21 protein-coding genes and 1 tRNA gene are annotated in these 26,556 nt (G+C 68.7%); 5 read left to right on the top strand and 17 right to left on the bottom strand.

Annotated features, from left to right (window positions below; all coding sequences use genetic code 11):
* Window positions 1-78 precede the first annotated feature (78 nt).
* Entirely contained in the window at window positions 79-1,032 is a 954-nt protein-coding gene (locus tag FHU39_RS06745; RefSeq protein ID WP_183319636.1) for a sugar phosphate nucleotidyltransferase, read from the bottom strand.
* A 69-nt stretch (window positions 1,033-1,101) separates the two neighbouring features.
* Here FHU39_RS06745 and FHU39_RS06740 point away from each other — a divergent pair, with 69 nt between their 5' ends.
* On the top strand, window positions 1,102-2,799 hold the full coding sequence (locus tag FHU39_RS06740; RefSeq protein WP_183319635.1) for a hypothetical protein: 1,698 nt from the start codon (window positions 1,102-1,104) through the stop codon (window positions 2,797-2,799).
* Window positions 2,792-3,388, top strand: coding sequence for a hypothetical protein (locus FHU39_RS06735; protein WP_183319634.1), 597 nt, complete (start codon window positions 2,792-2,794; stop codon window positions 3,386-3,388). Before FHU39_RS06740 ends, FHU39_RS06735 begins: the two co-directional genes overlap by 8 nt.
* Here FHU39_RS06735 and polA read toward each other — a convergent pair.
* Window positions 3,385-6,066, bottom strand: coding sequence for a DNA polymerase I (gene polA, locus FHU39_RS06730; RefSeq protein ID WP_343065760.1), 2,682 nt, complete (start codon window positions 6,064-6,066; stop codon window positions 3,385-3,387). The two genes, FHU39_RS06735 and polA, sit on opposite strands and share 4 nt — an antisense overlap.
* A gap of 19 nt (window positions 6,067-6,085) precedes the next feature.
* Here polA and FHU39_RS06725 point away from each other — a divergent pair, with 19 nt between their 5' ends.
* Window positions 6,086-6,541: a hotdog fold thioesterase gene (locus tag FHU39_RS06725; RefSeq protein WP_183319632.1), complete on the top strand. Its 456-nt coding sequence runs from the start codon at window positions 6,086-6,088 to the stop codon at window positions 6,539-6,541.
* A gap of 3 nt (window positions 6,542-6,544) precedes the next feature.
* Here the strand turns inward: FHU39_RS06725 and FHU39_RS06720 are convergent, their stop codons facing one another.
* The 7 genes from FHU39_RS06720 to phaZ all read right to left on the bottom strand — a co-directional run bounded on the left by FHU39_RS06720 (window position 6,545) and on the right by phaZ (window position 11,550).
* Window positions 6,545-7,123: a GNAT family N-acetyltransferase gene (locus FHU39_RS06720; RefSeq protein ID WP_183319631.1), complete on the bottom strand. Its 579-nt coding sequence runs from the start codon at window positions 7,121-7,123 to the stop codon at window positions 6,545-6,547.
* A gap of 111 nt (window positions 7,124-7,234) precedes the next feature.
* Window positions 7,235-7,840, bottom strand: coding sequence for an ANTAR domain-containing response regulator (locus FHU39_RS06715; protein ID WP_343065759.1), 606 nt, complete (start codon window positions 7,838-7,840; stop codon window positions 7,235-7,237).
* A 63-nt stretch (window positions 7,841-7,903) separates the two neighbouring features.
* Window positions 7,904-8,929 (bottom strand): DUF695 domain-containing protein, encoded by a 1,026-nt coding sequence (locus tag FHU39_RS06710; RefSeq protein WP_183319630.1) that lies wholly within the window; start codon window positions 8,927-8,929, stop codon window positions 7,904-7,906.
* 65 nt (window positions 8,930-8,994) lie between these two features.
* Window positions 8,995-9,726 carry an MgtC/SapB family protein gene (locus FHU39_RS06705; protein ID WP_183320932.1) on the bottom strand — a complete coding sequence of 244 codons (732 nt, stop codon included), beginning with the start codon at window positions 9,724-9,726 and terminating at the stop codon, window positions 8,995-8,997.
* 71 nt (window positions 9,727-9,797) lie between these two features.
* Window positions 9,798-10,076 (bottom strand): PLDc N-terminal domain-containing protein, encoded by a 279-nt coding sequence (locus FHU39_RS06700; RefSeq protein WP_183319629.1) that lies wholly within the window; start codon window positions 10,074-10,076, stop codon window positions 9,798-9,800.
* 66 nt (window positions 10,077-10,142) lie between these two features.
* Window positions 10,143-10,721: a hypothetical protein gene (locus FHU39_RS06695; protein ID WP_183319628.1), complete on the bottom strand. Its 579-nt coding sequence runs from the start codon at window positions 10,719-10,721 to the stop codon at window positions 10,143-10,145.
* A 10-nt stretch (window positions 10,722-10,731) separates the two neighbouring features.
* Window positions 10,732-11,550: a poly(3-hydroxyalkanoate) depolymerase gene (phaZ, locus tag FHU39_RS06690; protein WP_343065758.1), complete on the bottom strand. Its 819-nt coding sequence runs from the start codon at window positions 11,548-11,550 to the stop codon at window positions 10,732-10,734.
* Between the two features lie 657 nt (window positions 11,551-12,207).
* Here phaZ and FHU39_RS06685 point away from each other — a divergent pair.
* Entirely contained in the window at window positions 12,208-13,416 is a 1,209-nt protein-coding gene (locus tag FHU39_RS06685) for an acyl-CoA dehydrogenase family protein (protein WP_183319627.1), read from the top strand.
* 53 nt (window positions 13,417-13,469) lie between these two features.
* Complete coding sequence (locus tag FHU39_RS06680) at window positions 13,470-13,775, top strand: hypothetical protein (protein WP_183319626.1); 306 nt, start codon at window positions 13,470-13,472, stop codon at window positions 13,773-13,775.
* 61 nt (window positions 13,776-13,836) lie between these two features.
* On the opposite strand, the gene FHU39_RS06675 is transcribed toward FHU39_RS06680, so the two are convergent.
* From FHU39_RS06675 to FHU39_RS06640, 8 genes are all read right to left on the bottom strand, one after another.
* Window positions 13,837-13,922: transfer RNA gene (locus FHU39_RS06675), tRNA-Leu, on the bottom strand.
* Window positions 13,923-13,977: 55 nt separating this feature from the next.
* Window positions 13,978-15,417, bottom strand: a complete 1,440-nt coding sequence (gene pyk, locus FHU39_RS06670) for a pyruvate kinase (RefSeq protein ID WP_183319625.1) — start codon at window positions 15,415-15,417, stop codon at window positions 13,978-13,980.
* 70 nt (window positions 15,418-15,487) lie between these two features.
* Window positions 15,488-16,948: a glutamate synthase small subunit gene (locus FHU39_RS06665; RefSeq protein ID WP_183319624.1), complete on the bottom strand. Its 1,461-nt coding sequence runs from the start codon at window positions 16,946-16,948 to the stop codon at window positions 15,488-15,490.
* The gene (gltB, locus tag FHU39_RS06660; RefSeq protein WP_183319623.1) at window positions 16,941-21,482 is read right to left on the bottom strand and encodes a glutamate synthase large subunit; all 4,542 of its coding nucleotides are present in this window, start codon (window positions 21,480-21,482) and stop codon (window positions 16,941-16,943) included. Before gltB ends, FHU39_RS06665 begins: the two co-directional genes overlap by 8 nt.
* 146 nt (window positions 21,483-21,628) lie before the next feature.
* Window positions 21,629-21,955, bottom strand: a complete 327-nt coding sequence (locus tag FHU39_RS06655) for a hypothetical protein (RefSeq protein WP_183319622.1) — start codon at window positions 21,953-21,955, stop codon at window positions 21,629-21,631.
* A complete protein-coding gene (locus tag FHU39_RS06650) occupies window positions 21,892-22,260 on the bottom strand; it encodes a hypothetical protein (protein ID WP_183319621.1) in 369 nt (122 codons plus the stop codon). The genes FHU39_RS06655 and FHU39_RS06650 overlap by 64 nt, the downstream gene beginning before the upstream one ends.
* 11 nt (window positions 22,261-22,271) lie before the next feature.
* Window positions 22,272-25,454, bottom strand: a complete 3,183-nt coding sequence (locus FHU39_RS06645; RefSeq protein WP_183319620.1) for a CDP-glycerol glycerophosphotransferase family protein — start codon at window positions 25,452-25,454, stop codon at window positions 22,272-22,274.
* A 212-nt stretch (window positions 25,455-25,666) separates the two neighbouring features.
* Complete coding sequence (locus FHU39_RS06640) at window positions 25,667-26,554, bottom strand: glycosyltransferase family 2 protein (protein ID WP_183319619.1); 888 nt, start codon at window positions 26,552-26,554, stop codon at window positions 25,667-25,669.
* Window positions 26,555-26,556: the final 2 nt, after the last annotated feature.

The raw sequence follows: 26,556 nt of genomic DNA, 5'->3' as shown, positions 1-26,556 counted from the left end.
CGGGTGCTCGGGGTCGGGACGTCGCGTCAGCATACTTGCCCGGCAGGCGGAATTGGCGCGGAACTTACCTGTGAGTAATCAGGACACGAGAACGTCGTCCGCTGCTTCGAACCTCGCCGGTACCACCGCACCGGCAGCGATCACGCACCGCAGCAATGTGGCCTCTGCACCCACACGACTGCCCGGCAACAGCACCGTCGCGTCCAGCCTCGCGCGAGGTCCGACAACCGCACCCGCGTGCACGCTGCTCCCACCCTGTACTACGGCTCCCGGCGCAACTGCCGCACGTTCGTCGACATACGCTGTCGCAGACCCGGGCACAGAACCTGGCAGGGCGCCGGTCACCGCGTCCACACTCGCCACGCGGTAGGCCGTGGGGTCACCTACGTCCCGAAAGTACCCGGCACCGGCCCACGCGACGACGCGCGCATCCGCCCTGATGAGTGACGGCAGGATGTCGCGCTCCCAGGACGAACGTCCGCGCGGAAGCGACCGCAGCACGTCGGCACGCACGACATACGTGCCCGCGTTGGCCAAGCCGGGACCGGCACCGCACTTCTCCGCGAAACCACGCACCAATCCGTCATCGGCGCACATGACGTGTCCGTAGCGCGCGACGTCCGCCACCTCGCGCACGTGCAGACCGACGTCCGCCGTCCCGGTCGCTGCAAGCTGGCCGCTCAGGTCATGGCTGGACAACAGGTCACCGTTGACGACGATCACCCGCTCGGAGCCCGGCAGGAGCTCGACCGCCGCGCGCAGTGCCCCGCCTGTGCCCAGCGGTTCCTCCTCGACACTGTGCAGGAGTCGGAGGTTCCAGCGAGCCCCGTCGCCGAGTGCGTCCTGGAACCTGTGGGCGAAATACCCGGTCGCGAGGACGACACGTCGCACACCAACGCGTGCCAGGCGTCGTAGCTGGTAACCGACGAGGGGTTCAGCTCCGAGCGGTAGCAACGGCTTAGGACAGTCCAGGGTGAGTGGGCACATCCGGCTTCCCACACCACCGGCCAACACGATTGCCCCAACATCCACGCCCGCATTATGACCGAACCAACGCGCCGGTAACCTGCGCCTAACCGTTTTCGAGACTCGAGGTGGCAGATGTCGGTGACCGTTCCGCAACGGGTGCGGAGCGCGATGTGTCATCCCGTCACGGGGCTGCTCGCGATCGCCGTCGTCCCTATCGTCGTCGCCTACGTACGCGCAGTTGGGCATGGTTGGGCTCCCGAGGGGGACGATGCGGTCATCGCCGACCGCATGCGAGCGGTCTTCAGCGCACACCCGCCGCTGATGGGCCAGCGCTCGACAAGCGTCCTCACTCAAGGCGCCGAGGTCGCAACACACCACCTCGGCCCGCTGGAGTACTACGTTGCCGCAGCGATCGCCGGCATCTTCGGATTTTCCGGCGCGGGCATCCTGCTGTCCATCGCCGTCGGCAACATGATCTGCGCGGCTGGTTCGATCGCGATTGCCTTTCGACTGCGCGCGCTACGGACTGCAGTGCCAACGACAATCGCTGTGCTCCTGCTCGAATGGTCGCTGGGACCTGAGCAACTGGTGCGGCCGCTCAACGTCTACGTCGCGGCGCTGCCGATGCTGCTGACCCTCGTGTGCGCTTGGGCATGGGTCGACGGCGACCGGAGCGTTCTGTGGGTTTACGGCGTCGCGGCGTCGTTCGTCGCGCAAGCCAATCTCGCATTCGTGCCATTCGTCGTCGGCCTATCGGTAGCGCTCGGCCTGCTCGGGATCTCGCGCAGATGGCGTAACGTGCGGATGCCAGGACAGAGTCCGGCTCGAATGCAACGTCACTGGCTCGTGACCGCCGGCCTGCTCTTCGCCGTGTGGCTTCCGACGTTGCTGGAACTGATCCTCTACTCCCCCAACAACCTGCAGCAACTCCTCGCCTATCGCAGCCGATCCGCGGGCGCTGGTACGTCGTGGCCACATGCCGCGGCCTACGTGTTGGATCGTCTGTCACCAGTCGGCTTCGGCAGATTTCACAACACCTATCAGCCTGCGGTGAGCGGCGTCACGGTCGCAGCCGGCGCCATCGGGGTGCTCCTACTCGCGCTGGGCGCGTTCGCCGGGACACACCGTCCGAACACCGTCGGTAGCCGAGCGTGCGGCGTAGCGGTGATCACCGTTCCGGTTGAGGCGTGGGGCCTCACCCATCTGACCGGATTCACCGTGGGTTACTGGCTGCTGCCGTGCCTCGTCATCGCAGCGTTCGCCTGTGCCGCTGTGCTGACGCGCGCAATCGAGCTGATACCACGCCGGCGGTGGAGCAGCGTATTGCGACTTGTGCCGCCCGTGGCCCGTACCACCATCGCAGCTCTCCTCGCGACATCGGCCTGCGCACTTGCGTCGACCACTGCGAGCCCTCCTGCGTGGGCAGCCGAGGATCAAGCTCGGCACGCGTCGGCAGTCGTGCTCAGATTCCTTCGGCAGCACGCGAACCCGGGCGTCCCCGTTGTTGTCCAGGGCAGCGGCATCAGCTCGCTCAGTCTCAACTCGGCGATCGGATTCCAACTTGACCGAAGGGGTTACCACGCCTACTACCTGCTCTCGTGGCCAATTCCGGAAGACACTGACCCGTGGCATGTCGACCATGCCCCGCCAACGCATGTCACGGTCATCATCAGTCAGCGGAGCCTCGGCGGCACGTGGTCGGATCAGCGTCCTACCGGATCGAGCGCACTGGATCTCGGACACAACGACGACGGCGCCGAACTGCGCGCCTGGGTGACGATCCCGGATCTCTTGGCCCGCTTACCGCGGACCGCACCGACTGGTGAGTAACATGCCGCTCATGCCAGAAGACATCGAGACGCGTACCGTGCTGAATCCTCGCACCGGCACGAAGATTTGCATCCTCATCGGACTGGCGTTCATCGTCGCGGCGGTCTACTTCTACTTCGTCCCTGTCACGGACGTGCGCACCACCAGCGGCTCGATCTTCGGGTGTGGCACCGCAGCACATCCGGCCGACAACACATTTGCCAAAGGCATCTGCTGGCGTATCACCGACGTCGAAAAGTACCGTGCGATCGCCTGCATGGTGATCGGTGTGCTGACAATCGTGCTCGGTTCTGTGATGTTCGGGGTCGACCGCCGCACCGAGACACGTCGCACGCGTCGCCACCTCGACGACTATGAAGACCGCGCAGCTGGCGAAGACCCCGACTGGGACCGGCAGACCGACGGGCGCCGCAGGAACGAGTACGACGGGGACCGAATGGACGACACCGGCCACCGGGCCGAGCGTGGACGCGACGGGCGCGAGGATCGGCACAGCGACGACTGGGATCGTGACGATGCCGACAACCGGCCCGTGCGACCCCGTCGGCGTCGCGACTGGGACTCCGATCAGTCAGATCGACGTTCTTAGTGCGCCGCGGCGTGCCAGGAGTTGCCGACGCCGATGCTGACGTCCAGCGGCACGGCCAGGTCGATGGCGCCGCCCATCTCGCGGCGGACGATCTCCTCGACCTGCGCCTGTTCACCGGGCGCGATCTCCAGCACGAGTTCGTCGTGCACCTGCAGCAGCATCCGTGACTTCACCGCCGCCGCGTCCAGAGCGTCGCGCACGTGCAGCATGGCCAGCTTCATCACGTCGGCCGCCGAACCCTGGATCGGTGCGTTGAGCGCCATCCGCTCGGCCGCCTGCCGGCGTTGCCGGTTGTCGGAGGTGAGGTCGGGCAGGTAGCGGCGGCGTCCGAGCATCGTCTCGGTGTAGCCGGTCTTGCGGGCCACGTCGACCACCTCACGCAGGTAGTCACGCACCCCGCCGAACCGCGCGAAGTATTCCTCCATCAGCCCGCTCGCCTCGCCGGTGCTGATCGACAGCTGCTTGGACAGCCCGTATGCCGACAACCCGTAGGCGAGGCCGTAGGACATCGCCTTGACCTTCGCCCGCATCTCGGCGGTGACGTCCGGTGGCTCGACACCGAACACCCGTGACCCGACGAAGCGGTGCAGGTCCTCGCCGCTGCGGAAGGCCGCGATCAGGTCCTCGTCACCGGACAGGTGCGCCATGATCCGCATCTCGATCTGGCTGTAGTCGGCCGACATCAGCGACTCGAACCCGTCGCCGACCACGAACGCCTCACGGATCCGCCGGCCCTCCTCGGTGCGGATCGGGATGTTCTGCAGGTTGGGGTCGGTCGAGGACAACCGCCCGGTGGCGGCGATGGTCTGCTGGTAGGTGGTGTGGATCCGGCCGTCGTCGGCGATCGACTTGCTGAGCCCCTCCACCGTCACCCGCAGCCGGGCGGCGTCCCGGTGCCGCAGCAGCGCCTCCAGGAACGGGTGCTCGGTCTTGGCGTAGAGCTCGGTCAACGCATCGGCGTCGGTGGTGTAGCCGGTCTTGGTCTTCTTGGTCTTGGGCATGCCCAGCTTGTCGAACAGCAGCACCTGCAGTTGCTTCGGGGAGCCCAGGTTGATCCGCTCGCCGTCGGCGGCCTCGTAGGCGTCCTCGGCCGCGCGGTCGAGCGCGTCGGCGTAGTCGCTCTCCAACCGGTCGAGCAGCTCCGGGTCGACGTGGATGCCGACCCGTTCCATCTGGGCGAGCAGGTCGACCAGCGGCAGCTCCAGGTCGCGCAACAGGTCGGTGCCGCCGGTCTCGGCGACCTGTCCGTCGAGTGCCGTGGACAGGTCGAGCACGGCCCGCGCCTGCACCATCGCCTCCTCGGCCTGACTGTCGTGGCCGTCCAGGTCGAGCATCCCCTGCGCCGGGTTGTCCTGCTCGGGCCGCAGCTCGCGCTTCAGGAAGCGCAGCACCAGGTCACCCAGGTCGTAGGCGCGCTGGTCGGGACGCACCAGGTAGGCCGCCAGTGCCGTGTCGCTCACCAGCCCGGTGAGCGGCAGGCCCGCGGCATACAGCGCCTGGAGCGGACCCTTCGCGTCGTGCATGACCTTCGGTCGCGCCGGGTCGGCGAGCCACTCGCGGATCGCCCGCTCGCCGTCCGGGGTCAGCTCGGTGACGTCGAGGTATGCCGCTCGGCCGGTGTCCTCATCGCCCACGGCGATGGCGAGCGCCCGGACGTCCCCGGTGCCACGCGCCCAGTCGCCGATGACGTGCAGCCCGACGCGATCCTGCGACGTCAGGTTGGTGGTGACCCAGCCGGCCACCTCGTCGGGCGTGAGCACCGAACCATCAACCTCAACTGCACCTTCAGCTTCATCGCCGGCGGCTTCGAGGGTGGCGAAGAGCCGCTCGCGCAGCACCCGGAACTCCAGGCCGTCGAAGACCTGGTGGACCTGGTCGCGGTCCCAGACCTGGCGCTCCAGGTCGTCGACGGTGACGTCCAGCGAGACGTCACGCACGAGCTGGTTGAGCCGCCGGTTGCGCAGCACACCGTCCAGGTGCTCGCGCAACGAGTCACCGACCTTGCCCTTGATCTCGCCGACGTGATCGACGATGCCGGGCAGATCGCCGTAGAGACCGATCCACTTGGCGGCGGTCTTCGCGCCGACACCCGGCACACCCGGCAGGTTGTCGGACTTCTCCCCCACCAGCGCGGCCAGGTCGGGGTAGCGCTCGGGTGAGACCAGGTAGCGCTCCTCGACCTTCGCGGGGGTCATCCGCCACAGGTCGGAAACGCCCCGGGCAGGATAGAGGACGGTGACCTTGTCGGTGACCAGCTGCATCGCGTCGCGGTCACCGGAGACGATCAGCACCTCGTCGAAACCCTGCGCCTCGGCCTGGGTCGACAGCGTCGCGATCAGGTCGTCGGCCTCCCACCCGGCCAGCTCGATGTAGCGGATCCGCAGCGCGTCGAGGATCTCGTGGACCAGCGACACCTGACCCTTGAACTCGTCGGGGGTCTTGGCCCGGCCGGCCTTGTACTCGGCGTATTCCTCCGCGCGGAACGTCTGCCGCGACACGTCGAAGCACACGCCGACGTGGGTCGGCTCCTCGTCGCGCAGCACGTTGATCAGCATCGAGGTGAAGCCGTAGACCGCGTTGGTGGGCTGCCCGGTGGTGGTGGAGAAGTTCTCGACGGGCAGCGCGTAGAAGGCGCGATAGGCGAGAGAATGACCGTCGAGCAGCAGCAGGCGTTTCACACCTGGCAGCCTAGGGGTCATGACCGACAACACCACGCAGTCCCCCGACGCTTCGTCCGCCATCGATCTGGTAGCGCTCGCCAATGACATAACCGTCGGCACACTCGGCGAGAAGCTGGGGATCACCTTCGTCGAGGCCGGCCCGGAACGGATCGTCGCCACCATGCCCGTCGCGGGCAACAACCAGCCCTACGGGCTGCTGCACGGGGGCGCCAGTGTGGCGCTCGCCGAAACCCTGGGCTCGGTGGGGGCTGCACTGCACGCGGGTGAGGGCCGGATCGCGGTCGGCCTGGACATCAACGCCACCCACCACCGCGGCGCCCGGTCCGGGCTGGTCACCGGCACGGCGACTGCGCTGTCGCTGGGGCGCACGCTGGCGTCGTACGAGGTGGTCATCACCGACCAGGACGGCAACCGCCTGTGCACCAGCCGGATCACCTGTCTGCTGCGGGACAGCGCCCCCACAGCGAAGTAGCGCTCAGTCGGCGGTCGACAGGGCACTGCGGCCGCGCGCCCTGGCACGCAGCGACCGGCGCAGCCGCACGGCGTCGCTGACGCCGGACAGCGCGGGGCCGGCGAGCCTGCGCCGCAGCGCCGCCGGCGAGGTCGTCCGCTCGGTGACCACGGAGGCGAAACCGAGGCGGGCGAAGAACCGGTTGGCGTCGCGGCTGGACGACGGGACGCACGAGACGATCTCGGGTGCACCGATGTGCTCCGCGTATGCCGCGACGGCCTTGAGCAGCGCACCGGCGACGCCCCGCTGGCGACGCCCGGGCTTCACCCAGAGCACGTCCACCCAGACCGCCGGCGTCTCCTGCAGCGCGGAGACCGGGCCCGACATGACCACGGTGAATCCGACGGGTTCGCCGTCGATGGAGGCGGTGTAGGCCCGAACGTCGGACCGGGCACACGCGCGGGTCAGGCGGCCGTCGCGCAGGGCGCGCTCCACCTGGTCGTCGCTGTGGCCCTCGGCGAGTTTCGAGGTGCGCCACAAGGCGATGAAGGACTCCTCGTCACCGGATGTCACCCGGGTGACCTGCACGGCCGATCTGGCCATTCAACTTCCTCCGTCGTAACCGGCCCCCGAGAGCAGATGCAACAACGAAGCGTACGCCCTGAGTCAAGTGTCTGAATACGTGCCGGTGACCGGTACGGCGCGGGTGCCGGGTCAGTCCGCGGCCACGTCGGGGTCGGCGGCACCGGCGATGACGGCGTCGGCCACCTCACGCATCCCGAGCCGGCGATCCATCGCGGTCTTCTGGATCCAGCGGAACGCGGCCGGCTCGTCCAGCCCGAGCTGCTGCATCAGGATGCCCTTGGCCCGGTCCATCCGCTTGCGGGTCTCCAGCCGCGCCCCGAGGTCGGCCACCTCACCCTCCAGCGCCTTCCGCTCGGACCACCGCGACCGGGCCACGGTGATCGCCGGCTGCAGATCCTCGATGGTGAACGGTTTGAGCACGTAGGCCATCACCCCGGCGTCCGTCGCCCGCTCGACCAGGTCCTTGTCGGAGAACGCGGTCAGCATGACCACCGGGGCGATGCCGTCGCGGCCGATCTCGTCCGCCGCGCTGATGCCGTCCAGGACCGGCATCTTGACGTCCAGCACCACCAGGTCGGGTCGCAGTTCACGGGCCCGGTCGACGGCCTGCCGGCCGTCCCCGACCTCGGCGATGACGTCGTACCCCGCCTCGCGCAGCATCTCGGCGAGATCCAGCCGGATGATCGCTTCGTCCTCGGCGACGAGCACCCGGGCGGCGGCCTTTTCGTTGCTCACGGCGACCAGCTAAGCACGGCCGGCCGCGACGGTGCGCGCCCGCCACCACGGTTGTGGGCGAACTCACCCGCGCAGGTGGGCGACTCCCGACCAGCCGGGGTCGGCCTCCTCGTTGACCTTCACCGACCCGTCCGGCCAGCCGGTCACCGCCGCTTTGATCTGGTCGACCGCGGGGGTGGAACCGTCGGCGTAGACGTGCACCAGGCACAGTCCCCCGCTGCACTCGTAGGCGACGACCCGGCCCTGACCCTCCAGCCGATCCGACACGTGGTGGCGCAGCCGGTCCAGCTCCGCGCTCGCACCGACACCCGGCAGTTCGTCGTCGTCACGATCCCGGTAGGGCACGGCGACCACGATGTGCTGGTCGAGTTGCGGGGCCCAGGCGGCCGCCAGCGGCACCTGCGCTCCCGCGATGACCGGACCGCGGGGCCCGTTGCCCTGCAACGAGATCCACTGCGGTTCACCGTCGTCGTCGGTGAACTCCTCCCGCAGGTCACGGACCACCGCGCGCAGGCCGGTGAGGCCGAAACCGTCCAGCGGCGGCGTGGTCACCGGTGCCAGCTCCCCGATCCAGGTCTCGGTCATCTCCTCACCGAGCGCCGTGTCGAGCGCCAGGAAACACAGGGTGACCCGCTTGTCCGCCGGCACCTGCTCCATCTGCGGGTGGTAGACCGTCACGTCCAGCCGGCTACCGGCCCGGCGCACGCCCACCTGCACCGCGCCGAGGTCGAAGTCGTCGCCCTCCAGACTGATGCACCGGCCATCGATGGTGGCGGCCGGCTGCCGGCTGTCGGCATACGACCAGACGAAGTCGCTGGGTGGCGCGGCGGCGAGCCACCGGCGCGCGACGGCACGCAGTTCGGGGTCGCCGTCGGCGGTCACCACGAGCAGGTGCGCCGCCTCGCTGCCGGGTGCGAGCTCCCACGCGAGGCCCGAGGCGATGGCCTGCACACGCGGACCGAGCAGCTGCACCTGGTCACTGGGCGCATCGGCCATCGCGACCTGACCGGAGCCACCGTCGTTCCACCAGGTCCAGAAGTCCTGGATCGCCTCGCCGGTGGTGTCGCGCCGCTTGCCGAAAAGTGCCATGGGGACATCCAACACCGGGCCGGTGCGGTCACGCTCCCGGGTCGCCGCACTCCGGACGGGCGCCGTCAGTCGTCGTCGGACTCCTCCCGGTCGATGCGTATGACGCCCTCGATCTCGCCGAGCACCGGGACCGCTTCGTCCAGGCCGCGTCCACTGAGCGTGATCCAGACCGCGACGACGGCGGTGTCCTCCCAGTCCTCCTCCTCACCGATCGGTTTGCGGCCCCGCTCTACCGACAGTGAACCGACGACCCACCGCCGGCTGGTGCACGCGGCGAGCACCTCACGCAGGATGCCGCGGCCGTCGGCATACGTGATCAGGAAGCGGCGTTCGCCGTGACCGCGGTCGTCGAGCCAGCGGGACAGCGGGGTGAAGCCGAGCACCACCACGAAGTGCAACACGGTCACCAGCACCGCGAGCAGCGGCAGGCCGGCGCCGGCCGCCATACCGATCGCCGCGGTCTCCCACACCGACGCCGCCGTGGTGAGGCCCCGCACCGTCGAGCGGCGGGTGATGATCAGGCCGGCGCCGAGGAAGCCGATGCCGGAGACGATCTGCGCGGCGACGCGGGAGGGGTCGAGCACCACGTGATCGCCGAGGACGTCGGAGAAGCCGTACTTGCTGACGAGCAGGATCAGCGCGGACGCGGTGCCGACGATGGTCTGGGTGCGCATGCCGGCGGCCTTGCCGCGGATCTGCCGTTCGAGGCCGACCACCGCCGACAGCACGAAGGCGAGCAGCAGCTCCTCCACCTGCAGCCAGCCCTGGCCGTGCGTGGTCCCGAGCATCGCGTGCATCACCGCAGCGGCACCTCCTGGCAGATCCGGTCGAACCCACCAGCCTATGCCGGTCGCCTGCGCTCAGCGGACTAGGTCGGCGGAGGTTGCTCGCCGCGTAGGTAGGTGTTCCCGCCGGCGTGGGTGGAGAGGTTCTGTTGCGGCGGGCCGCCCGGGGACGGTCCGAGTTTCTCGAAGAGCAGATAGGCGACGGGGCCGATCGGGATGAGCAGCAGCACCGCGAGCGCCCACTGCCACCTGCGCACCAGCAACGCGTGGTCGGCGCGTGCGATGTCCGCCAGGCAGTAGGCCACGAGCAGGGCGCCGAGGACGATGACGGGTAACGCCATCGCCAGCGAGACGTGGTACACGGACGAGCCCCCTTCCGCCGGACCCCTGCGAGTCGGTGTGACCAGTATCGCACCGGGGCGCGGTTCTCACCGGGGTATGACGCGCTCCCACCGGCGCTCGGCGCCGGCCGCCCCGTCGCGCCAGGTCACGACGAGCTGCGGTGTGCCCGTCTGCCAGGACACGACCGCGTGGAAGACCGTGGATCTGCCCGGCGGCCAGTCGTCGCCCTCTGGTAGTTCTGGCGGGTCGAGCCGGACCGCGTCGCTGACGGTCATGCGGACGTCATACACCGTGCCGGCGCCGGCGTTGGTCAGCTCGTAGGCACCGTCGACGGTGCGCTGCAGCAGCCATGGGACGGCCGCCCGCTGCCCCGGCCCGGACGGCGCGACCGAAGCGGACGGCCCGAGCTCCTCGAGCTGCTCGGGCGGCTCGCCGCGCAGGGTGGCGGTCGCGCGGTGCTCCTGCCCTTCGTACATCTTCTCCAGCACGTCGGCCATCCGCTGCTGGGCGGCCGCGGCCTCCTGCGCAGCGGTCAGCCCCTTCTCGGCCCGGTCGTTCGCGGCGGCGGCCGCCTGCTTCGCACCGCGACCCGTCCACCACGTGTAGGCGAGCCCACCGATGGCGATCACGTTGCCGGTCCAGGCAGTCCACGACGACGCGTCCACGGGAGTGACTCTATCCAGCGGCCGCGACGCGCTCCTCGCGGAGGAATCCCGCGATGCGCGGTGCGAGCTCGTCGGCGAGCGTCACCAGGCCGAGGTGCCCGTCGGCGAAGACGTGCAGCTCGGCGTGCGGCAGCAGCGCGTGCAGCAGCCGGCCGTTGGCGACCGGGATGATCGGGTCGTCCTCCCCTGTCAGTACCAGCGTCGGCTGGCGGATCAGCGGCAGCACCGGCAGGCTCGTCCAAGCCGCACCGGCAAGCAGTTGCAGCAGGTAACCGACAGGTGGGCCGGCCGGCTTGTGCTCGCCGAGGATCTCGCGCGCCAGCTCCGGCTCGTCCCGCATGCGGCCGCCGTAGATGTCGGACGCCACCTCCGCCGCGTAGTCGGCGTCCCGGTGTCGCCGCGGCGTGACCATGTGCCGCAGCACCCGTGGGTGGGCGGGGACCATCATCGTCCCGGTCGCGGTGCTGACCAGCACCAGCCGCCGGCAGCGACGCGGGTGCTGCAAGGCGAACTGCTGAGCCAGCGCCCCGCCCCACGACATACCGAGCACGTCGACCTCGTCAACGCCCAGTGCGTCCAGCAGGCGGCCGAGCTGGTGGGCCAGCGTGAGCAGGTTGTACGGCGCCAGCGGCAGCTCCGAACCACCCACACCCGGCACGTCGAAGCGGATCACGGGGATCGAAGGGTCCAGCGCGTCGACGAAGCCCTGCAGGGCCTCCAGGCGGGCGCCGATCCCGTTGCACAGCAACAGCGGCGTGCCCTCACCCTCCCGGGTCGAGACCCGCACCTTGCGCCCGCAGACCTCGACGAGCCGCGTCGACTCTTTCACCGTCCGACCTCCTGTTCGCCGATTCCGGCACGATCCGGACGCTTTGGACGGGCGTCCCAGTTACCCACCACCGGAGGCTAGCCCTGCGGGACACTCGAGAGCGGGATTTCGGCGCGTCGCGCCGGCGCCCGGGCCGGTTTTCCCGGTCATAGCTCCCCCCAGGGGCGACTCCGGCACGCCCCGGGCCGGATTCCCGGTCATAGCTCCCCCCAGGGGCGACTCCGGCACGCCCCGGGCCGGATTCCCGGTCATAGCTCCCCCCAGGGGCGACTCCGGCACGCCCCGGGCCGGATTCCCGGTCATAGCTCCCCCCAGGGGCGACTCCGGCACGCCCCGGGCCGGATTCCCGGTCATAGCTCCCCCCAGGGGCGACTCCGGCACGCCCCGGGCCGGATTCCCGGTCATAGCTCCCCCCAGTGGCGACTCCGGCACGCCCCTCGCCGGATTCCCGGTCATAGCTCCCCCCAGTGGCGACTCCGGCACGCCCCTCGCCGGATTCCCGGTCATAGCTCCCCCCAGTGGCGACTCCGGCACGCCCCTCGCCGCGCACCGCTGTGCCCCGCACCACGATCTCGACACGAGCGTTGTCGGCCAGAACATTTACCGCGACCGGTCGGTGCGAGCAAGGTTGGTACGAGCGAGCAGAAGGAGACTGCGATGACCGACCCCAACACCGACTCTCTGGTCGAGACGATCGGCGCCTCCCGCGGCACCGACTACTTCCTGATGCGTGAGCAGCTCAGCGCCGACGAGACGGAGCTGATGATGAAGGTCCGCGCCTTCGGGGACGCCGAGATCCTGCCCGTGGCCGCGGATTACTGGGAGCGCGGGGACTTCCCCTTCGAACTGCTGCCCAAGCTCGCAACCCTCGGCATCGTCGGCGACACCATGGAGGGCTACGGCATCACCCCCATGACGGCCGTCGGTCAGGGGTTGGTCTCCTACGAGCTGGGGCGGATCGACGGCAGCGTCGGGACGTTCCTCGGCGTCCACGTCGGTCTGGCGATGCAGTCCATCTACCTGCTCGGTTCGCCCGAACAGCGGGAGCGGTGGCTGCCCGACATGGCCCGACTGGAGCGGATCGGCGCGTTCGCCCTCACCGAGCCCGAACACGGCTCGGACTCGGTCGGTCTCGAGACCACGGCGCGCCGGGACGGCGACGGCTGGGTGCTGCGCGGCCGCAAACGCTGGCCGGGCAACGCGACCTGGTGCGACATCATCGTCGTCTTCGCGCGGGACGAATCCGACGGCCAGGTCAAGGCATTCGTCGTCGAGAAGGACGACCCCGGCTACAGCGCGAGCAAGATCGGCGGCAAGGTCGCCCTGCGGATGGTCCAGAACGCCGACATCGTGCTCGACGACGTCCGGGTCGGCGAGGACCGCCGATTGCAGCAGTGCGACTCCTTCGCCGACGTGTCCAAGGTGCTGATGGGTACCCGCAACATGGTGGCGTGGGCGTCCACCGGACACGCCGTGGCGGCATACGAGATCGCCCTGACCTACGCCCAGCGGCGCACCCAGTTCGGCCGCCCGATCGCGCGCACCCAGCTGATCCAGTCCAAGCTGGTGGAGATGCTCGGCGACGTGACCGCGATGCAGCTGTACTGCATCCGGCTGGGTCGGCTGATCGACGAAGGCAAGCTGAGCGACACGATGGCCGCCCTGGCGAAGTACTTCTGCAGTGTGCGCGCCCGGCACGTGTGCCGCCTCGCCCGAGATGTGTTGGGCGGCAACGGGATAACCCTCGACTTCCACGTCATGCGGCACCTGTGCGACATGGAGGCACTGGTGACCTATGAGGGCACCGCGGAGATGCAGTCGCTGATCGTGGGCCGGGACATCACCGGTCAGAGCGCGTTCGTCTGAGCGTGAATCCACCTTCCCCAACTTCTTGAGCGACTGCTCAAATTCGCGATAGTATGACGATCCCAGCCGGCCCGGAGAGGCGTGCCATGGTCGCCACGCGAGTCCCCTCGGCGCTCGGAGAGATCCGACGCGCGAGCACCCCGGTGCGCTACTTGGTCTACGGCTTCGTCGGCTGTGGGTTCGTCGGGGTGGCCGTCGGGACCGTCATCGGGTTACGGGTGCACGCCCTGACGGCCTGGGCGGCTGCCGTGGAGGTCGGGCTGCCCAGCGCGGCACTCGGCGCGGTCATCGGCGGACTCGTGGGATGCGTGGTCGCTGCTGCCGGAAGACTTCGCCCGCGACACCCCGGAGGACGTTGACGCCGCTGCTGGACGCTCCCGCTACCGACCTGGTTCGAGCAGGTTCAGGGTCGAGAAGGTCTGGTGCCGGAGGCGGGATTTGAACCCGCACGCCCTTGCGAGCAAAGCATTTTGAGTGCTCCGTGTCTGCCGTTCCACCACTCCGGCGAGAGTGCGGGGCAAGCATACGTGAGACCCCGCGACCGGCTCCAATCGGCGGGGCTCAGTGGTAGGCCGGCGCGACCTTGTTCTTGGCGTCGCCCATGCGGTGCACGCGCAACGCGTTGGTGGAGCCGGGGATGCCGGGCGGGGAACCGGCCACGATCACGACCACGTCGCCCTCCTCGGCACGGCCGTCGCCGAGCAGTGTCTCGTCGACCTGCATGGCCATCATGTCGGTGTGCTTCACCTGCGGCACCAGGTAGGTCTCGACGCCCCACACCATCGCCAGCTGGGACCGGGTGGACTGCTCCGGGGTGAACGCCAGCATCGGCCGCGAGCTGCGCAGTCGCGCCATCCGCTTGGCGGAGTCACCCGACTCGGTGAACGTCACCAGGTAACGCACGTTCAACAGGTCACCGACCTCGGCGGCCGCGGCCGTCACCGCGCCACCCTTGGTGTGCGGGCGGGAACCGAGCGGCGGCACCCGGTCCAGGCCGTGCTCCTCCGTGCTGTCGATGATCCGCGCCATCGTCTGCACCGCCTCGATCGGCCAGGCACCGACACTGGTCTCCCCCGACAGCATGATCGCGTCGGCCCCGTCGAGCACCGCGTTGGCACAGTCGCTCGCCTCGGCGCGCGTCGGCCGGGAGTTCTCGATCATCGACTCCAGCACCTGCGTCGCCACGATCACCGGCTTCGCGTTGCGCCGGCAGATCTCGATGGCGACCTTCTGGACGATCGGCACCTCTTCCAGGGGGAGTTCCACACCCAGGTCGCCGCGCGCCACCATGACACCGTCGAACGCGTCGATGATCGCCTCGAGGTTGTCGACCGCCTGCGGCTTCTCGACCTTGGCGATCACCGGGACACGACGCCCCTCCTCGTCCATGATCTCGTGCGCACGTCGTATGTCGGCGGCATCGCGCACGAAGGACAGGGCGATGGCGTCGGCGCCGAGCTGCAGCGCCCACCGCAGGTCCGCCTCGTCCTTCTCCGACAGGGCAGGCACGCTGACGGCAACCCCGGGCAGGTTGATGCCCTTGTTGTTGGAGACGGTGCCGCCCTCCACGACCTCGGTGCGCACGTCCGTGTCGGTGACCGCCGTCGCGCGCAGACTGACCTTCCCGTCGTCGATCAGCAGACTGTCACCCGGCTTCACATCGCCGGGTAATCCCTTGTAGGTGGTGGAAACTCGGTTCTGGTCACCCTGTATGTCGTCCACCGTGATGGTGAACTCGTCACCGTTCGCCAACTCGATCGGACCGTCGGCGAAGCGGCCGGTGCGGATCTTCGGACCCTGCAGGTCGCACAGCACGCAGACCGCACGACCCGACTCGTCCGACGCCTTGCGGATCGCCTGGTAGACCTTCTCGTGGTCCTCGTAGGCACCGTGCGAGAGGTTCAGTCGCGCGACATCCATTCCGGCGTCGACGAGCGCACGCACCTTCTCCGGGGCGGAAGTGGCAGGTCCAAGGGTGGCAACGATTTTGGCTCGACGCATTCCTCAACCTTAGTGAGCCGGACGTATGACGGGCAGGTCGTCCCGTCATACGTCCGGCATCCGAGAGGGGTCAGACCGTGAGCGGCCGGTCGGTCGGTGCGATCGGCGCCGGCAGGTCGGAGTGACCGCCGGAGAGGAAGGCGTCGACACCGTGTGCGGCCGCACGCCCCTCGGCGATCGCCCACACGATCAGCGACTGGCCGCGCCCGGCGTCGCCCGCGACGAAGACGCCCGGCACCGACGACATGAAGTTGCCGTCCCGCCGCACGTTGGACCGCTCGTCGAGCTCCACCCCGAGCTCGTCCACCAGGCCCTTCGTGAACGGGCCGAGGAAACCCATCGCGAGCAGCACGAGGTCTGCCTTCAGCTCCCGATCGGTGCCCTCGACCTCCTCGAATCCCTTTGCGCCGGAACGCACTTCGGTGACACGCAGCGCCCGCAGCTCGCCCTTGCCGTTGTCCAGCGCCTCCTTGGTGCTGATCGAGTAGACGCGCTCGCCGCCCTCCTCGTGGGCGCTGGCGACCCGGAAGATCATCGGGTATGTCGGCCACGGCTGCCCCTCGGAACGTTCCTCGCCCGGGCGGGGCATGATCTCCAGCGAGGTGACCGACGCGGCACCCTGCCGGTGCGAGGTGCCGATGCAGTCGGCGCCGGTGTCACCGCCACCGATCACGACGACGTGCTTGCCCTCCGCGGTGACCTGACCCTGCACCTCTTCACCGAGCGCGACCCGGTTGGCCGGCGGCAGGAAGTCCATCGCCTGGACGAAGCCTTCCAGCTCCCGGCCCTGCACCGGCAGGTCGCGCGGCACCGTCGCCCCGATGGCGACCACGACGGCGTCGTACCGCTCGCGCAGCTGCGCCCAGGTGATGTCCTTGCCGATCTCGGTGTTGCACCGGAAGCGGGTGCCCTCGGCGACCATCTGCTCGATGCGACGGTCGACGATCGCCTTCTCCATCTTGAACTCGGGGATGCCGTAACGCAGCAATCCGCCTGGCTTGTCTGCGCGTTCGAAGACCGCGACGGTGTGACCTGCCCGGGTCAGCTGCTGTGCGGCGGCCAGCCCGGCCGGGCCGGAACCGACGACGGCGACGGTGCGACCGGTCAACCGGTCCGGCGGCAGCGGTTCGACCGTGCCGCGCTCGAACGCCTCCTCCACCGTCGTCAGCTCGATCTGCTTGATCGTCACCGCCGGCTGGTTGATGCCGAGCACGCACGCGGTCTCGCACGGCGCCGGGCACAACCGGCCGGTGAACTCCGGGAAGTTGTTCGTGGCGTGCAACCGCTCGATCGCGTCGCCCCAATCCCCGCGCCAGGCAAGGGTGTTCCACTCCGGGATGAGGTTGCCGAGCGGGCAGCCGGAGTGACAGAACGGTATGCCGCAGTCCATGCAGCGGCTCGCCTGCTGCTGGAGGTCGGAGAGCTGCTGCTCCTCGTAGACCTCTTTCCAGTCCTTGATCCGCACCGGGACGGGACGCCGCTCCGGGAGGCTGCGCTCCCGCACCTTCAGAAAACCGCGCTGGTCAGCCACGGGCCACCTCCATGATGCGCTCCCAGACGACTTCGCCGTCCGGATCGAGTCCTTCGTCCGCTGCTTGTGCCCGCACGTCGAGCACCTGCTGGTAGGCACGCGGCAGCACCAGCGAGAACCGTTCCGCACTGACTGGCCACTGCGCGAGCAGCCGTGACGCCACAGCGGAGTCGGTCCACTCGACGTGCTGCTCGAGCAGGTCGTGCACGACGACGAGGTCCTCCTCCCGCAGCGGACCGACGTCGACCAGCTCGCGGTTGACCAGCTCCTCGTCGAGGTCGAGGACGTAGGCGACACCACCCGACATACCGGCACCGAGGTTGCGCCCGGTCGGGCCGAGGATCATGGCGCGGCCACCGGTCATGTACTCCAGACCGTGGTCGCCGACACCTTCCACGACTGCGGTCGCACCGGAGTTGCGCACACAGAAGCGCTCCCCGACGACGCCGCGCAGGAACAGCTCGCCCGTGGTGGCGCCGTAGGCGATGACGTTGCCGGCGACGACGTTCTGCTCCGCGACGAGCGATGCGTCCCGCAGCGGTCGAACCACCACGCGGCCGCCTGAAAGCCCCTTGCCGACATAGTCGTTCGCCTCGCCGAAGAGACGCAGCGTGATGCCCTGGGGCAGGAACGCGCCGAGGGACTGGCCGGCGGCGCCGGTCAGCGTCACGTCGATCGTCTGGTCGGGCAGACCGTCCGGGTAGCGCTTGGTCACCTCGTGACCAAGCATCGTCCCGACGGTCCGGTTGACGTTGGCGACCGGCAGCTCGATACGCACCGGGGAACGGTCCTCCAACGCGTCGCGGCTCATCGTGATCAGTTGCTGGTCGAGTGCCTTCGCCAGACCGTGGTCCTGCGGCACGACGTGCCTGCGCGGGGTGCCCGGGGGCAGCTCCACGTCGGCGAGGATCGGCGACAGGTCGAGACCGGCCGCCTTCCAGTGCTTCACTGCGCGCTCGGCGTCGATCGTGCCCACCTGACCGACAGCCTCGTCGATGCTGCGGAAACCCAACTGCGCCAACAGTTCCCGGACCTCTTCGGCGATGTACTCGAAGAACGTCTCGACGAACTCCGGCTTGCCGGTGAAGCGGGCCCGCAGCTCCGGGTTCTGGGTGGCCACGCCGACCGGGCAGGTGTCGAGGTGACACACACGCATCATGATGCAGCCGCTCACCACCAGCGGCGCCGTCGCGAAACCGAACTCCTCGGCTCCGAGCAGCGCGGCGATGACGACGTCACGGCCGGTCTTCAACTGACCGTCCGTCTGCACGACGATGCGGTCTCGCAGCCCGTTGAGCAGCAGCGTCTGCTGCGTCTCCGCCAGGCCCAGCTCCCAGGGCCCGCCGGCGTGCTTGAGCGAGGTCAGCGGAGCGGCGCCGGTGCCTCCGTCGTGACCGGAGATCAGCACGACGTCCGCGTGCGCCTTCGACACCCCGGCCGCCACGGTGCCCACACCGACCTCGGCGACCAGCTTGACGTGCACCCGCGCGGACGGGTTGGCGTTCTTCAGGTCGTGGATCAGCTGAGCGAGATCCTCGATGGAGTAGATGTCGTGGTGCGGCGGTGGCGAGATCAACCCCACGCCCGGTGTCGAGTGCCGCGTGTTCGCGACCCAGGGGTACACCTTCTGGCCGGGCAGCTGGCCGCCCTCCCCCGGCTTGGCACCCTGCGCCATCTTGATCTGGATGTCGTTCGCCTGCGTCAGGTAGACCGACGTCACACCGAACCGGCCGGAGGCGACCTGCTTGATCGCCGAACGACGCTCCGGGTCCAGCAGCCGGTCCAGGTCCTCGCCGCCCTCACCGGTGTTCGAACGGGCGCCGAGACGGTTCATCGCGATCGCCAGCGTCTCGTGCGCCTCCTTGCTGATCGAGCCGTAGCTCATCGCGCCCGTCGAGAAGCGCTTGACGATCTCGCAGACCGGCTCGACCTCCTCGATCGGGATGCTCGGCCGGGTCTGCTTGAAGGAGAACAGCCCGCGCAGGGTCATCAGCCGCTCGGCCTGGTCGTCGACGCGCTGGGTGTACTGCTTGAAGATGTCGTAGCGCCGCGAACGGGTCGAGTGCTGCAACCGGAAGACGGTCTCGGGGTCGAACAGGTGCGGCGGGCCCTCTCGGCGCCACTGGTATTCGCCACCGATGTCCAGGGTCCGGTGCGACAGTTGCTGGCCGTTCTTGGGGTATGCCGTCTGGTGTCGCTCGGCGATCTCCTTGGCGATGTCGTCCAGCCCGATGCCGCCGAGCCGGGAGGCGGTGCCGGTGAAGTACTCGTCGATGACCTCCTGCGCCAGGCCGAGCGCCTCGAACACCTGCGCGCCGCGGTAGGACGCGACCGTGGAGATGCCCATCTTGGACATGACCTTGAGCACGCCCTTGCCGAGCGCCTTGATGAGGTTCTTGACCGCCTGCTCCGGAGTGACCCCGGTGACCAGGCCCCGGCGCACCAGGTCCTCGACGGATTCCATTGCCAGGTAAGGGTTCACGGCCGCGGCGCCATACCCGATCAGGAGCGCGACGTGGTGCACCTCGCGCACGTCACCGGCCTCGACGAGCAGGCCGACCTGGGTGCGGGTCTTCTCGCGCACCAGGTGGTGGTGGACCGCGGCGGTCAGCAGCAGCGACGGGATGGGCGCGAAGGCCGCGGTGCTCTCCCGGTCGGACAGCACCACGAAGCGGTGGCCCTCTTCGATCGCCTGCGAGACCTCCGCGCAGATGCCCTTGAGACGCGACCGCAGGGCGCTGGTGCCGCCGGCCACGCGATAGGTGCCCCGGATGACGTAGGTCTGGTAGCCGGGGAACTCACCGTTGTTGTTGAGGTTGACCAGCTTGGCCAGTTCGTCGTTGTCGATGACCGGGAAGTCGAGTTCGATCTGCCGGGCGTGCTGGGGCCCGACGTCGAGGGCGTTGTGCTCGGGTCCCATCAGGGTGCCGAGCGAGGTCACCAGTTCCTCCCGGATCGCGTCCAGTGGTGGGTTGGTGACCTGCGCGAACAGCTGGCTGAAGTAGTCGAACAGCAACCGGGGGCGGTCGGACAGCACCGCGATCGGGGTGTCGGTGCCCATGGCGCCGAGGGCCTCGCCACCGGAGGTCGCCATCGGCGTCAGCAGGATCCGCAGCTCCTCGTGGGTGTAGCCGAAGGTCTGCTGACGGCGCACCACCGATGCCGGGGTGTGCCAGACGTGCTCGCGCTCGGGGCGTTCGGACAGCTTGATGATGCCCGCGTGCAGCCAATCCTCGTAGGGGTGCTCGGCGGCGAGGTCGCGCTTGACCTCGTCGTCGCTGATGATGCGGCCCTGCGCGGTGTCGACCAGGAACATGCGGCCCGGTTGCAGCCGGCCCTTGCGGACCACCCGTGCCGGATCGAGGTCGAGCACACCGGCCTCCGATGCGAGCACGACCAGCCCGTCATCGGTGACGGCGTACCGGCCGGGGCGCAGACCGTTGCGGTCCAGCACCGCGCCGATCAGCGTGCCGTCGGTGAAGGCGACGCAGGCCGGGCCGTCCCACGGCTCCATGATCGCCGAGTGGTACTCATAGAACGCCCGGCGTGCGGGGTCCATCGTGGCGTGGTTCTCCCATGCCTCGGGGATCATCATCAGCACCGCGTGCGGCAGGCTGCGTCCGCCCAGGTGCAGCAGCTCCAGGACCTCGTCGAAACTGGCGGAGTCGGAGCCCGACTCGGTACAGATCGGGAAGAGGCGCTCGATGTCACCGCCGAAGATGTCGCTGCGCAGCGTGGATTCGCGGGCGCGCATCCAGTTGCGGTTACCGCGCACGGTGTTGATCTCGCCGTTGTGCGCGATCAGCCGGTAGGGGTGCGACAGCGGCCAGGAGGGGAAGGTGTTGGTGGAGAAACGCGAGTGGACCAGGGCCAGCTCGGTCGCGAACCGCCGGTCGGACAGGTCCGGGTAGAACGGCTCCAGCTGACCCGTGGTCAGCATGCCCTTGTAGACGATGGTGCGACCGGACAGGGACGGGAAGTAGATCTCGCGCTCCGACTCGATGCGCTTGCGCAGCGCATACGCCTTCCGGTCCAGCGCGATGCCGGAGAGGTCGCCGTCGGCGGCCGCGACGAACAGTTGCCGGAAGACCGGCATCACGGCCCGTGCGGAGTCCCCGACGAGCGATGCGTCGGTCGGCACGTCGCGCCAGCCCACGACCCGCAGGCCCTCCTCCGCGGCGATCTCGGCGATCCGCTCGCCGATGTACCACTGCTCGTCCGGGTCGGTGGGCAGGAAGGCGATACCGACGGCATACGTGCCCTTGGCCGGCAACTCGAAGTCGCACACGTCCCGGAAGAAGTCGTCCGGGATCTGGGCGAGGATGCCGGCCCCGTCCCCGACACACGGGTCGGCCCCGGTGGCGCCGCGGTGCTCCAGATTGCGCAGCGCGGTCAGCGCGTGGTCGATGATGTCGTGACCTGGCGTGCCGCGCATCGTGGCCACCATCGCCACACCACACGCGTCGTGCTCATGGATCGGGTTGTAAAGACCCTGTGCCGCCGGAACCGCGGAAAAACTTCCCTGCGCCGTCACGAACTCACCGTCCAGTCGTCAGGAACGGCTCTAGCAGCGCCGTTCGAATGAGATAACCGAACCTTGAGCGGACGACGCTGGCCACCAAGGCCAGACCAGAATAGCGGGCCCACGCCGTGCTCACAAAGTGGACCTCGCCGTCTCGATCAATGAGACGAAAACGTCACGGCCAGCGTTTGCTCAGCGCCCGGATGTCTGCCCTGATCCGGGCGTTCTCCCGCGCCAGGGATCGCTGCGCCAAGCGCTGCTCGCGCGCCCGGAAACCGGGCGAAGCCCGTGGTCGCCCTGGTGAGATGCTCGGCCGCGTCGACGGCGTTGATGGTCGCGATCGGTGGCGCATGGTCGACCCCTGCGACCAGCCGGTCCAGCGGCGCGTCGGTGCGGTGCCGGTCGTCGGTGTAGATGTGCTTCAGCCCGTTGACGTCCAGGAAGTCGATGTAGTGGTCGAACCGTGAGGGCTGCAGTTTCTCCACGGTCGTGAAGTCAGCTGCTCGATCAGTTTCGCGTAGTTGGTCAGGTTGGTGACGAAGTCGTCCCGGAACGCGTCGGCCAACGGCACCACGTAGAGGTCGTACTTCTCGTTGATCTCGGCCGCACGCGCGGGGTTCGTCGCATAGTTGTCGACGTGGAACTCGACGTCGTCGGTGAGCAGCGTTCGGACCACGCTGAACTGGTAGATCAGGTTGCCGATGTTCGACCCGAACCTGTCGCTCTCCAGCAGGTCGAGCGCGCCGTAGTTGTCCTGCGGGAGCATGCCGCCCCGCATCAGAATCTTCACGTTCGCGATTCCTATCGCTGTTCCTTGGAGCGATCGGCGCCGCCCCACCGAGTGCGGACCCGGTTGTTGACACTCCGGTATCCGGTGCGCACGAAAGCGCGCCCGAGGAGGGCAACCTTGCGCGGCGTCGATGTCTTCCCCTTGGGTTCGGCCCGCAGGTTGTAGTTGACCCGCACCCACTCCGTGCTCCGTGCCAGGGTCATCGGCATGGACTGCGTGCGGCTGCTGAAGCTCTCACCGCGCAGATGAGCCTTCAGGTCCGACCGCGTCATACCCGGAGCGAACTCGACCTCCTCCGCGCCGACGCCGACGGCGTCCTTGAGCGGGGCGAGGTTGCGGATGAACACCTTCTCCTTCGGGTGCCGGCCGCGGTACCGGAACCCGCTGCGGAACGCACCGCGTGCCAACCGATCACGGTCGAGCACCGGCAATTGCGAGTAGCGTCGCGCGAATTCGGGCAGCAGCTCCTCCATCGCGTCGAAGAGCTGTACCTGGTAGGACCGCGGCTGGGTGACCGCTCGGATCCGCCCGTCCGCCTCCTCGTACCCGAGGGTGGTGCTGTGCGGGTGGTTGGCGAACACCGCCTCCACGAAGATCATCGAATAGGTCGCATTGGTGAACATGTGGCGCACCGCGTGCCCCTCGGACGGGCGCACCGCCCGCGCGTAGTAGAAGGGCGTGTCGATCGGGCGACCGGCGGCCTCCACCATCAGCCGGGCCAGGCAGTCCTGGGTGTAGCCGCTGCCCCAGTACTCGATGAAGGCGAGCGGCTCGTCGAAGTCGATCTCCTGCTGCAGGTAGCGGACCGCCAGATCACGCTCGGCGGCTGCGGTGCGCAGCAGGTGCTCGCGGAACTCGGCGGAGCCGGACAACGCCGCGAGCACGGTCTCGCGGGTCGGTTCGTCGGTCAGATCCGCATCGGTCAGCCCCTGGAACTCGGGGAACATCGCGTGGAACTCCCCGGCGCTCAGCCGCGCGCTCGACAGCAACGCGTCGACGGTCCGGGCGTGGAAGAAGTCGCCGTGCGGCTGGAACAGGTCGGGGTCCAGCTCGTCGATCTGCGACGCCAGCCGCCACGCGCTGCGCGAACCGTAGATGTAGCGGGTCCGCACGTCGAGGCCCCGCTCGGCGACCAGCACGTCGGCGATGCGCTTGAGGTGGTGCCCGTCGCGGGACACGAAGTAGACCGTGCGGTAACCGCGGCGGATCGCGTCGGACAGCGCCCAGTCGACGTAGGGCACCAGATAGGCGGCCACGTGGTTGAACGCGAACTCCTCCTGGGAGGACAGGGTGCTCTGGTCCTGATCGTCGGACCGCTCCCGACGGAAGTCCCGCAGCATCGCGGCGTAGAGGTGACCCTCCCAGGACAGGAAGTCCCGCATGATCTCGTTCTCGAACCGGTTGAACTCGGTGCGCGGCACCGGATCGGGGATGATCGCCATCGACTCGGCCGCCCGGACGTCGCCGGCGGGCGAGTCACCGTGATGGATCCACTCGGCGAAGTCGTAGCCGACCTCGCGGTAGACCTTGAGGTAGAGCGACTTGGTGGTCTTCTGCTCACGCGTGTCCGAGGAGAGGTACAGCGGGTAGTTCGTCAGCCTCGGGTCGGCCCGCTCCAGCAGTGCCGTCACCGTCTCGCGCGGCAGGTACATGTCGCTCACCAGCGCGACCGTTGCGCCATCCCGATGGAGCTGCTCGAGTCGGTCGATCATCGCGGTATCGGGTATGACGCTCGCGAGCTCGCCCTCGATCTCCCATTGCTGCAGCGCCTCGCTCTGCTCCGGGCTGAGGTCGAACAGGGTGGCGAGCCGCTGATGGATCTCCTCGAACGTGATCTCGAGCAGCGCCTCCTGCACCATGTCACGCTGCCGGCGTCGCCGATCACGCATTGCGGCCTCGGCCTGCTGCCTGATCTCGGGGTACTGCTCCCGCAGGAAGGCGGGGAAGGCCAGGTCGCTGTTCTCGATCCGGCTGCGGACGTAGTGGAACACCGAGCCGGGTGTCACACCGCGCCGGTGGATGAGCGTGTCGAAGACGTCGAAGGTGTGCAGGGTCGGCAGGTCGAGGTCGCGGATCTTGAACTTCAGCGCCGCGTCGACGATGTGGCCCAGGCTGTCCGGGGACGAGTAACCCCAGAACGCCTCCTCCAGCCGGCTGAGCTCCGCCGTGTCGACCCGGTTGTCGTGCTCCAGTGCCGCGAGAAGCTCGTCGAACGACTTGGTCACCGTGCCGCAGGACAGGTCCAGATAGTCGAACTCCCCGGTGACGACCTCGCTGCCGCTCTCCTCGTAGTCGAAGATGTATCGGACGAAGTTCTGCACACCGGCAGCCAGCAGGTCGTAGAGGATCGACGAGTAGTCCATGATCGCCAGGTCGATCCTGGGGAAGATCTCGTAGATGTCCTCGGAGTTGTCCCAGAACATCAGGTAGGGGTGATGTCCGTACGCCTCGCGCAACTGGGCGAAGTAGCGGTCCTTGCCCATGTGCGGGTGCATCTTGAGGATCAGCAGCGTGTTGGTGGCCTCGAGCTGCGCGACCAGGCGATCCATGTCGGGCAGCGCGCGACGGAGGAAGTCGGGGGTGGAGGACCTGCGGGGTGTCGCTGCGTAGACCGCGACGCGGGTGCCCTCGGGCAGACCGCGCCGGGTGAGGACGTCGTGGTCGTACGACGCGTAGCCGCCGATCTCCTTGGGGTAGATGTTCTGGGGGTAACCGCCGCGGATGATCGTGTCGTCGTCCAGCCCGATCTGCCGGATGAAGTGCTCCTCCATCATCTTGGAGGTCACCAGGAAGAGCTGGTTGTCCCGGTAGAGCTTGTTGTACCGGATGTACTTCTTGGCGATGCGTTCTTCGAGGTAGCCCTTGTTCATGGCGCGCTCGATGCCCTTGACACCCACGCCGTGCCAGACGTTCAGGAAGACCGCGCCGCGCAGCTCGTCCGGGATGTACTCCTTGACCTGGTTGACGACGTAGACGCCGGTCTTGGCCTGGATCCTGGGCGCCTCCGGGTCCTTGAAGGTCAACGCCCGGTAGCCGAGGCTACGAACGTATGCCGCGGTCTGCTCCGTCTCGCACAACCAGTAGGCGGTGATGTCCGGGCGGAACTTCTGCACATAGATGAACAACCACTTCGGGTTGCCCGAGAACGTGTCACCGCAGTTGAACATCCACACGGATCGGCTCCGAACCGGCACTGGGTGGCCCCTTCCTGTTTTCGCGACGGTGCTCGCGCATCCTTGGTCCGGGCCGAGGTCACTCCGCCGGCACGGCCGACGAGGGCGAGCAGACCGGCGAGGATCTCCGCGATTCCTCACCCGTCCAGCTGGTCAGGCTAGCAAACCTCGAAGGCCCGGCCTTGTCCGATCACCGGCGATTCGCCGCACGTGGCGTCCGTCACGCCGGGCGGTCACACGACCGGCCAGCGACCGTTGCGCCCCATCCGCCATACGGCCGACCACGGCAGTTTTCGCTGCGTCTCCCCCGGTGCCCACGGCTGGGACTTCCAGCCGGCCCGCCAGCCGGCCAGCCAGGGGCGCAGCGTGGAAGGTGTATGGCGGGAGCGGACCAGCTGCACGGCGCTCCACGTGCCGACATACGCCCAGCTGACCGGCCACGGCAGGTTGCGGCGCGCCAGCCAGACCCGGTTGCGGGCGTTCTTCAGGTAGTAGTCGTCGTGCCGGCGGGGGTCGATCACCGGGTGCCCGGCACGCAGGTGACCCAGGTAGACGACCCTGCTGCCCGCGGCCCACACGCGCCACGCCAGTTCGATGCCCTCGTGGGCGTAGAAGAACGACGCCGGCCAGCCGAGGGTCTGCTCGAACACGTCGCGGCGGATGGCGACGGCCATCTCGACCACGGAGAAGACGTTCGAGGAGTGGTAGGGGCTGCCCTTGTGCAACCGTGGGATCCACCGGGTCGGGAGCTCGTCGGCGCTCGGGTCCTCGATGCGCGGCTGGATCATCCCGATCGTCGGATCGGCGGCGAACTCGGCCGCGCAACCGGCCAGGAAATCGTCGTCCGGCAGCCACGCGTCGTCGTCCAGGAAGAACAGCAGGTCGCCGCGGACCTGGCCGACTCCGGCGTTCCGGCCGGCCGGGATGCCGACGTTCTCCGGTAGGGCGTGCGCGTGGACCCCGTCGGGCAGGTCCACCGGTTCCCAGCCGTTGCCGACCACGACGATGTCCAGCTCGACACCGCGCTGGCGCAGCAGCGAGTCCAGCCCGCGGCGGAACTCGCGGGGTCGGGTGCCCTGGGTGAGCACGACGACCCCGAAGGTCGGGAGGCCGGTGTCCATGC

It is taken from the genome of Flexivirga oryzae, from assembly GCF_014190805.1.
Classification (GTDB): Bacteria; Actinomycetota; Actinomycetes; order Actinomycetales; family Dermatophilaceae; genus Flexivirga; species Flexivirga oryzae.
The sequence above is the reverse complement of the archived record's forward strand: the minus strand, read 5'-3'. Positions and strand labels throughout refer to the sequence as shown.

What these genes read in the sequence shown, in the direction of transcription:
- FHU39_RS06740 (WP_183319635.1), top strand. Translation starts at nt 1,102, where the DNA reads ATGTCGGTGACCGTTCCGCAACGGGTGCGGAGCGCGATGTGTCATCCC.
- FHU39_RS06725 (WP_183319632.1), top strand. Translation starts at nt 6,086, where the DNA reads ATGACCGACAACACCACGCAGTCCCCCGACGCTTCGTCCGCCATCGAT.
- FHU39_RS06720 (WP_183319631.1), bottom strand. Translation starts at nt 7,123, where the DNA reads ATGGCCAGATCGGCCGTGCAGGTCACCCGGGTGACATCCGGTGACGAG.
- FHU39_RS06710 (WP_183319630.1), bottom strand. Translation starts at nt 8,929, where the DNA reads ATGGCACTTTTCGGCAAGCGGCGCGACACCACCGGCGAGGCGATCCAG.
- FHU39_RS06705 (WP_183320932.1), bottom strand. Translation starts at nt 9,726, where the DNA reads ATGCACGCGATGCTCGGGACCACGCACGGCCAGGGCTGGCTGCAGGTG.
- FHU39_RS06685 (WP_183319627.1), top strand. Translation starts at nt 12,208, where the DNA reads ATGACCGACCCCAACACCGACTCTCTGGTCGAGACGATCGGCGCCTCC.
- FHU39_RS06680 (WP_183319626.1), top strand. Translation starts at nt 13,470, where the DNA reads ATGACGATCCCAGCCGGCCCGGAGAGGCGTGCCATGGTCGCCACGCGA.
- pyk (WP_183319625.1), bottom strand. Translation starts at nt 15,417, where the DNA reads ATGCGTCGAGCCAAAATCGTTGCCACCCTTGGACCTGCCACTTCCGCC.
- FHU39_RS06640 (WP_183319619.1), bottom strand. Translation starts at nt 26,554, where the DNA reads ATGGACACCGGCCTCCCGACCTTCGGGGTCGTCGTGCTCACCCAGGGC.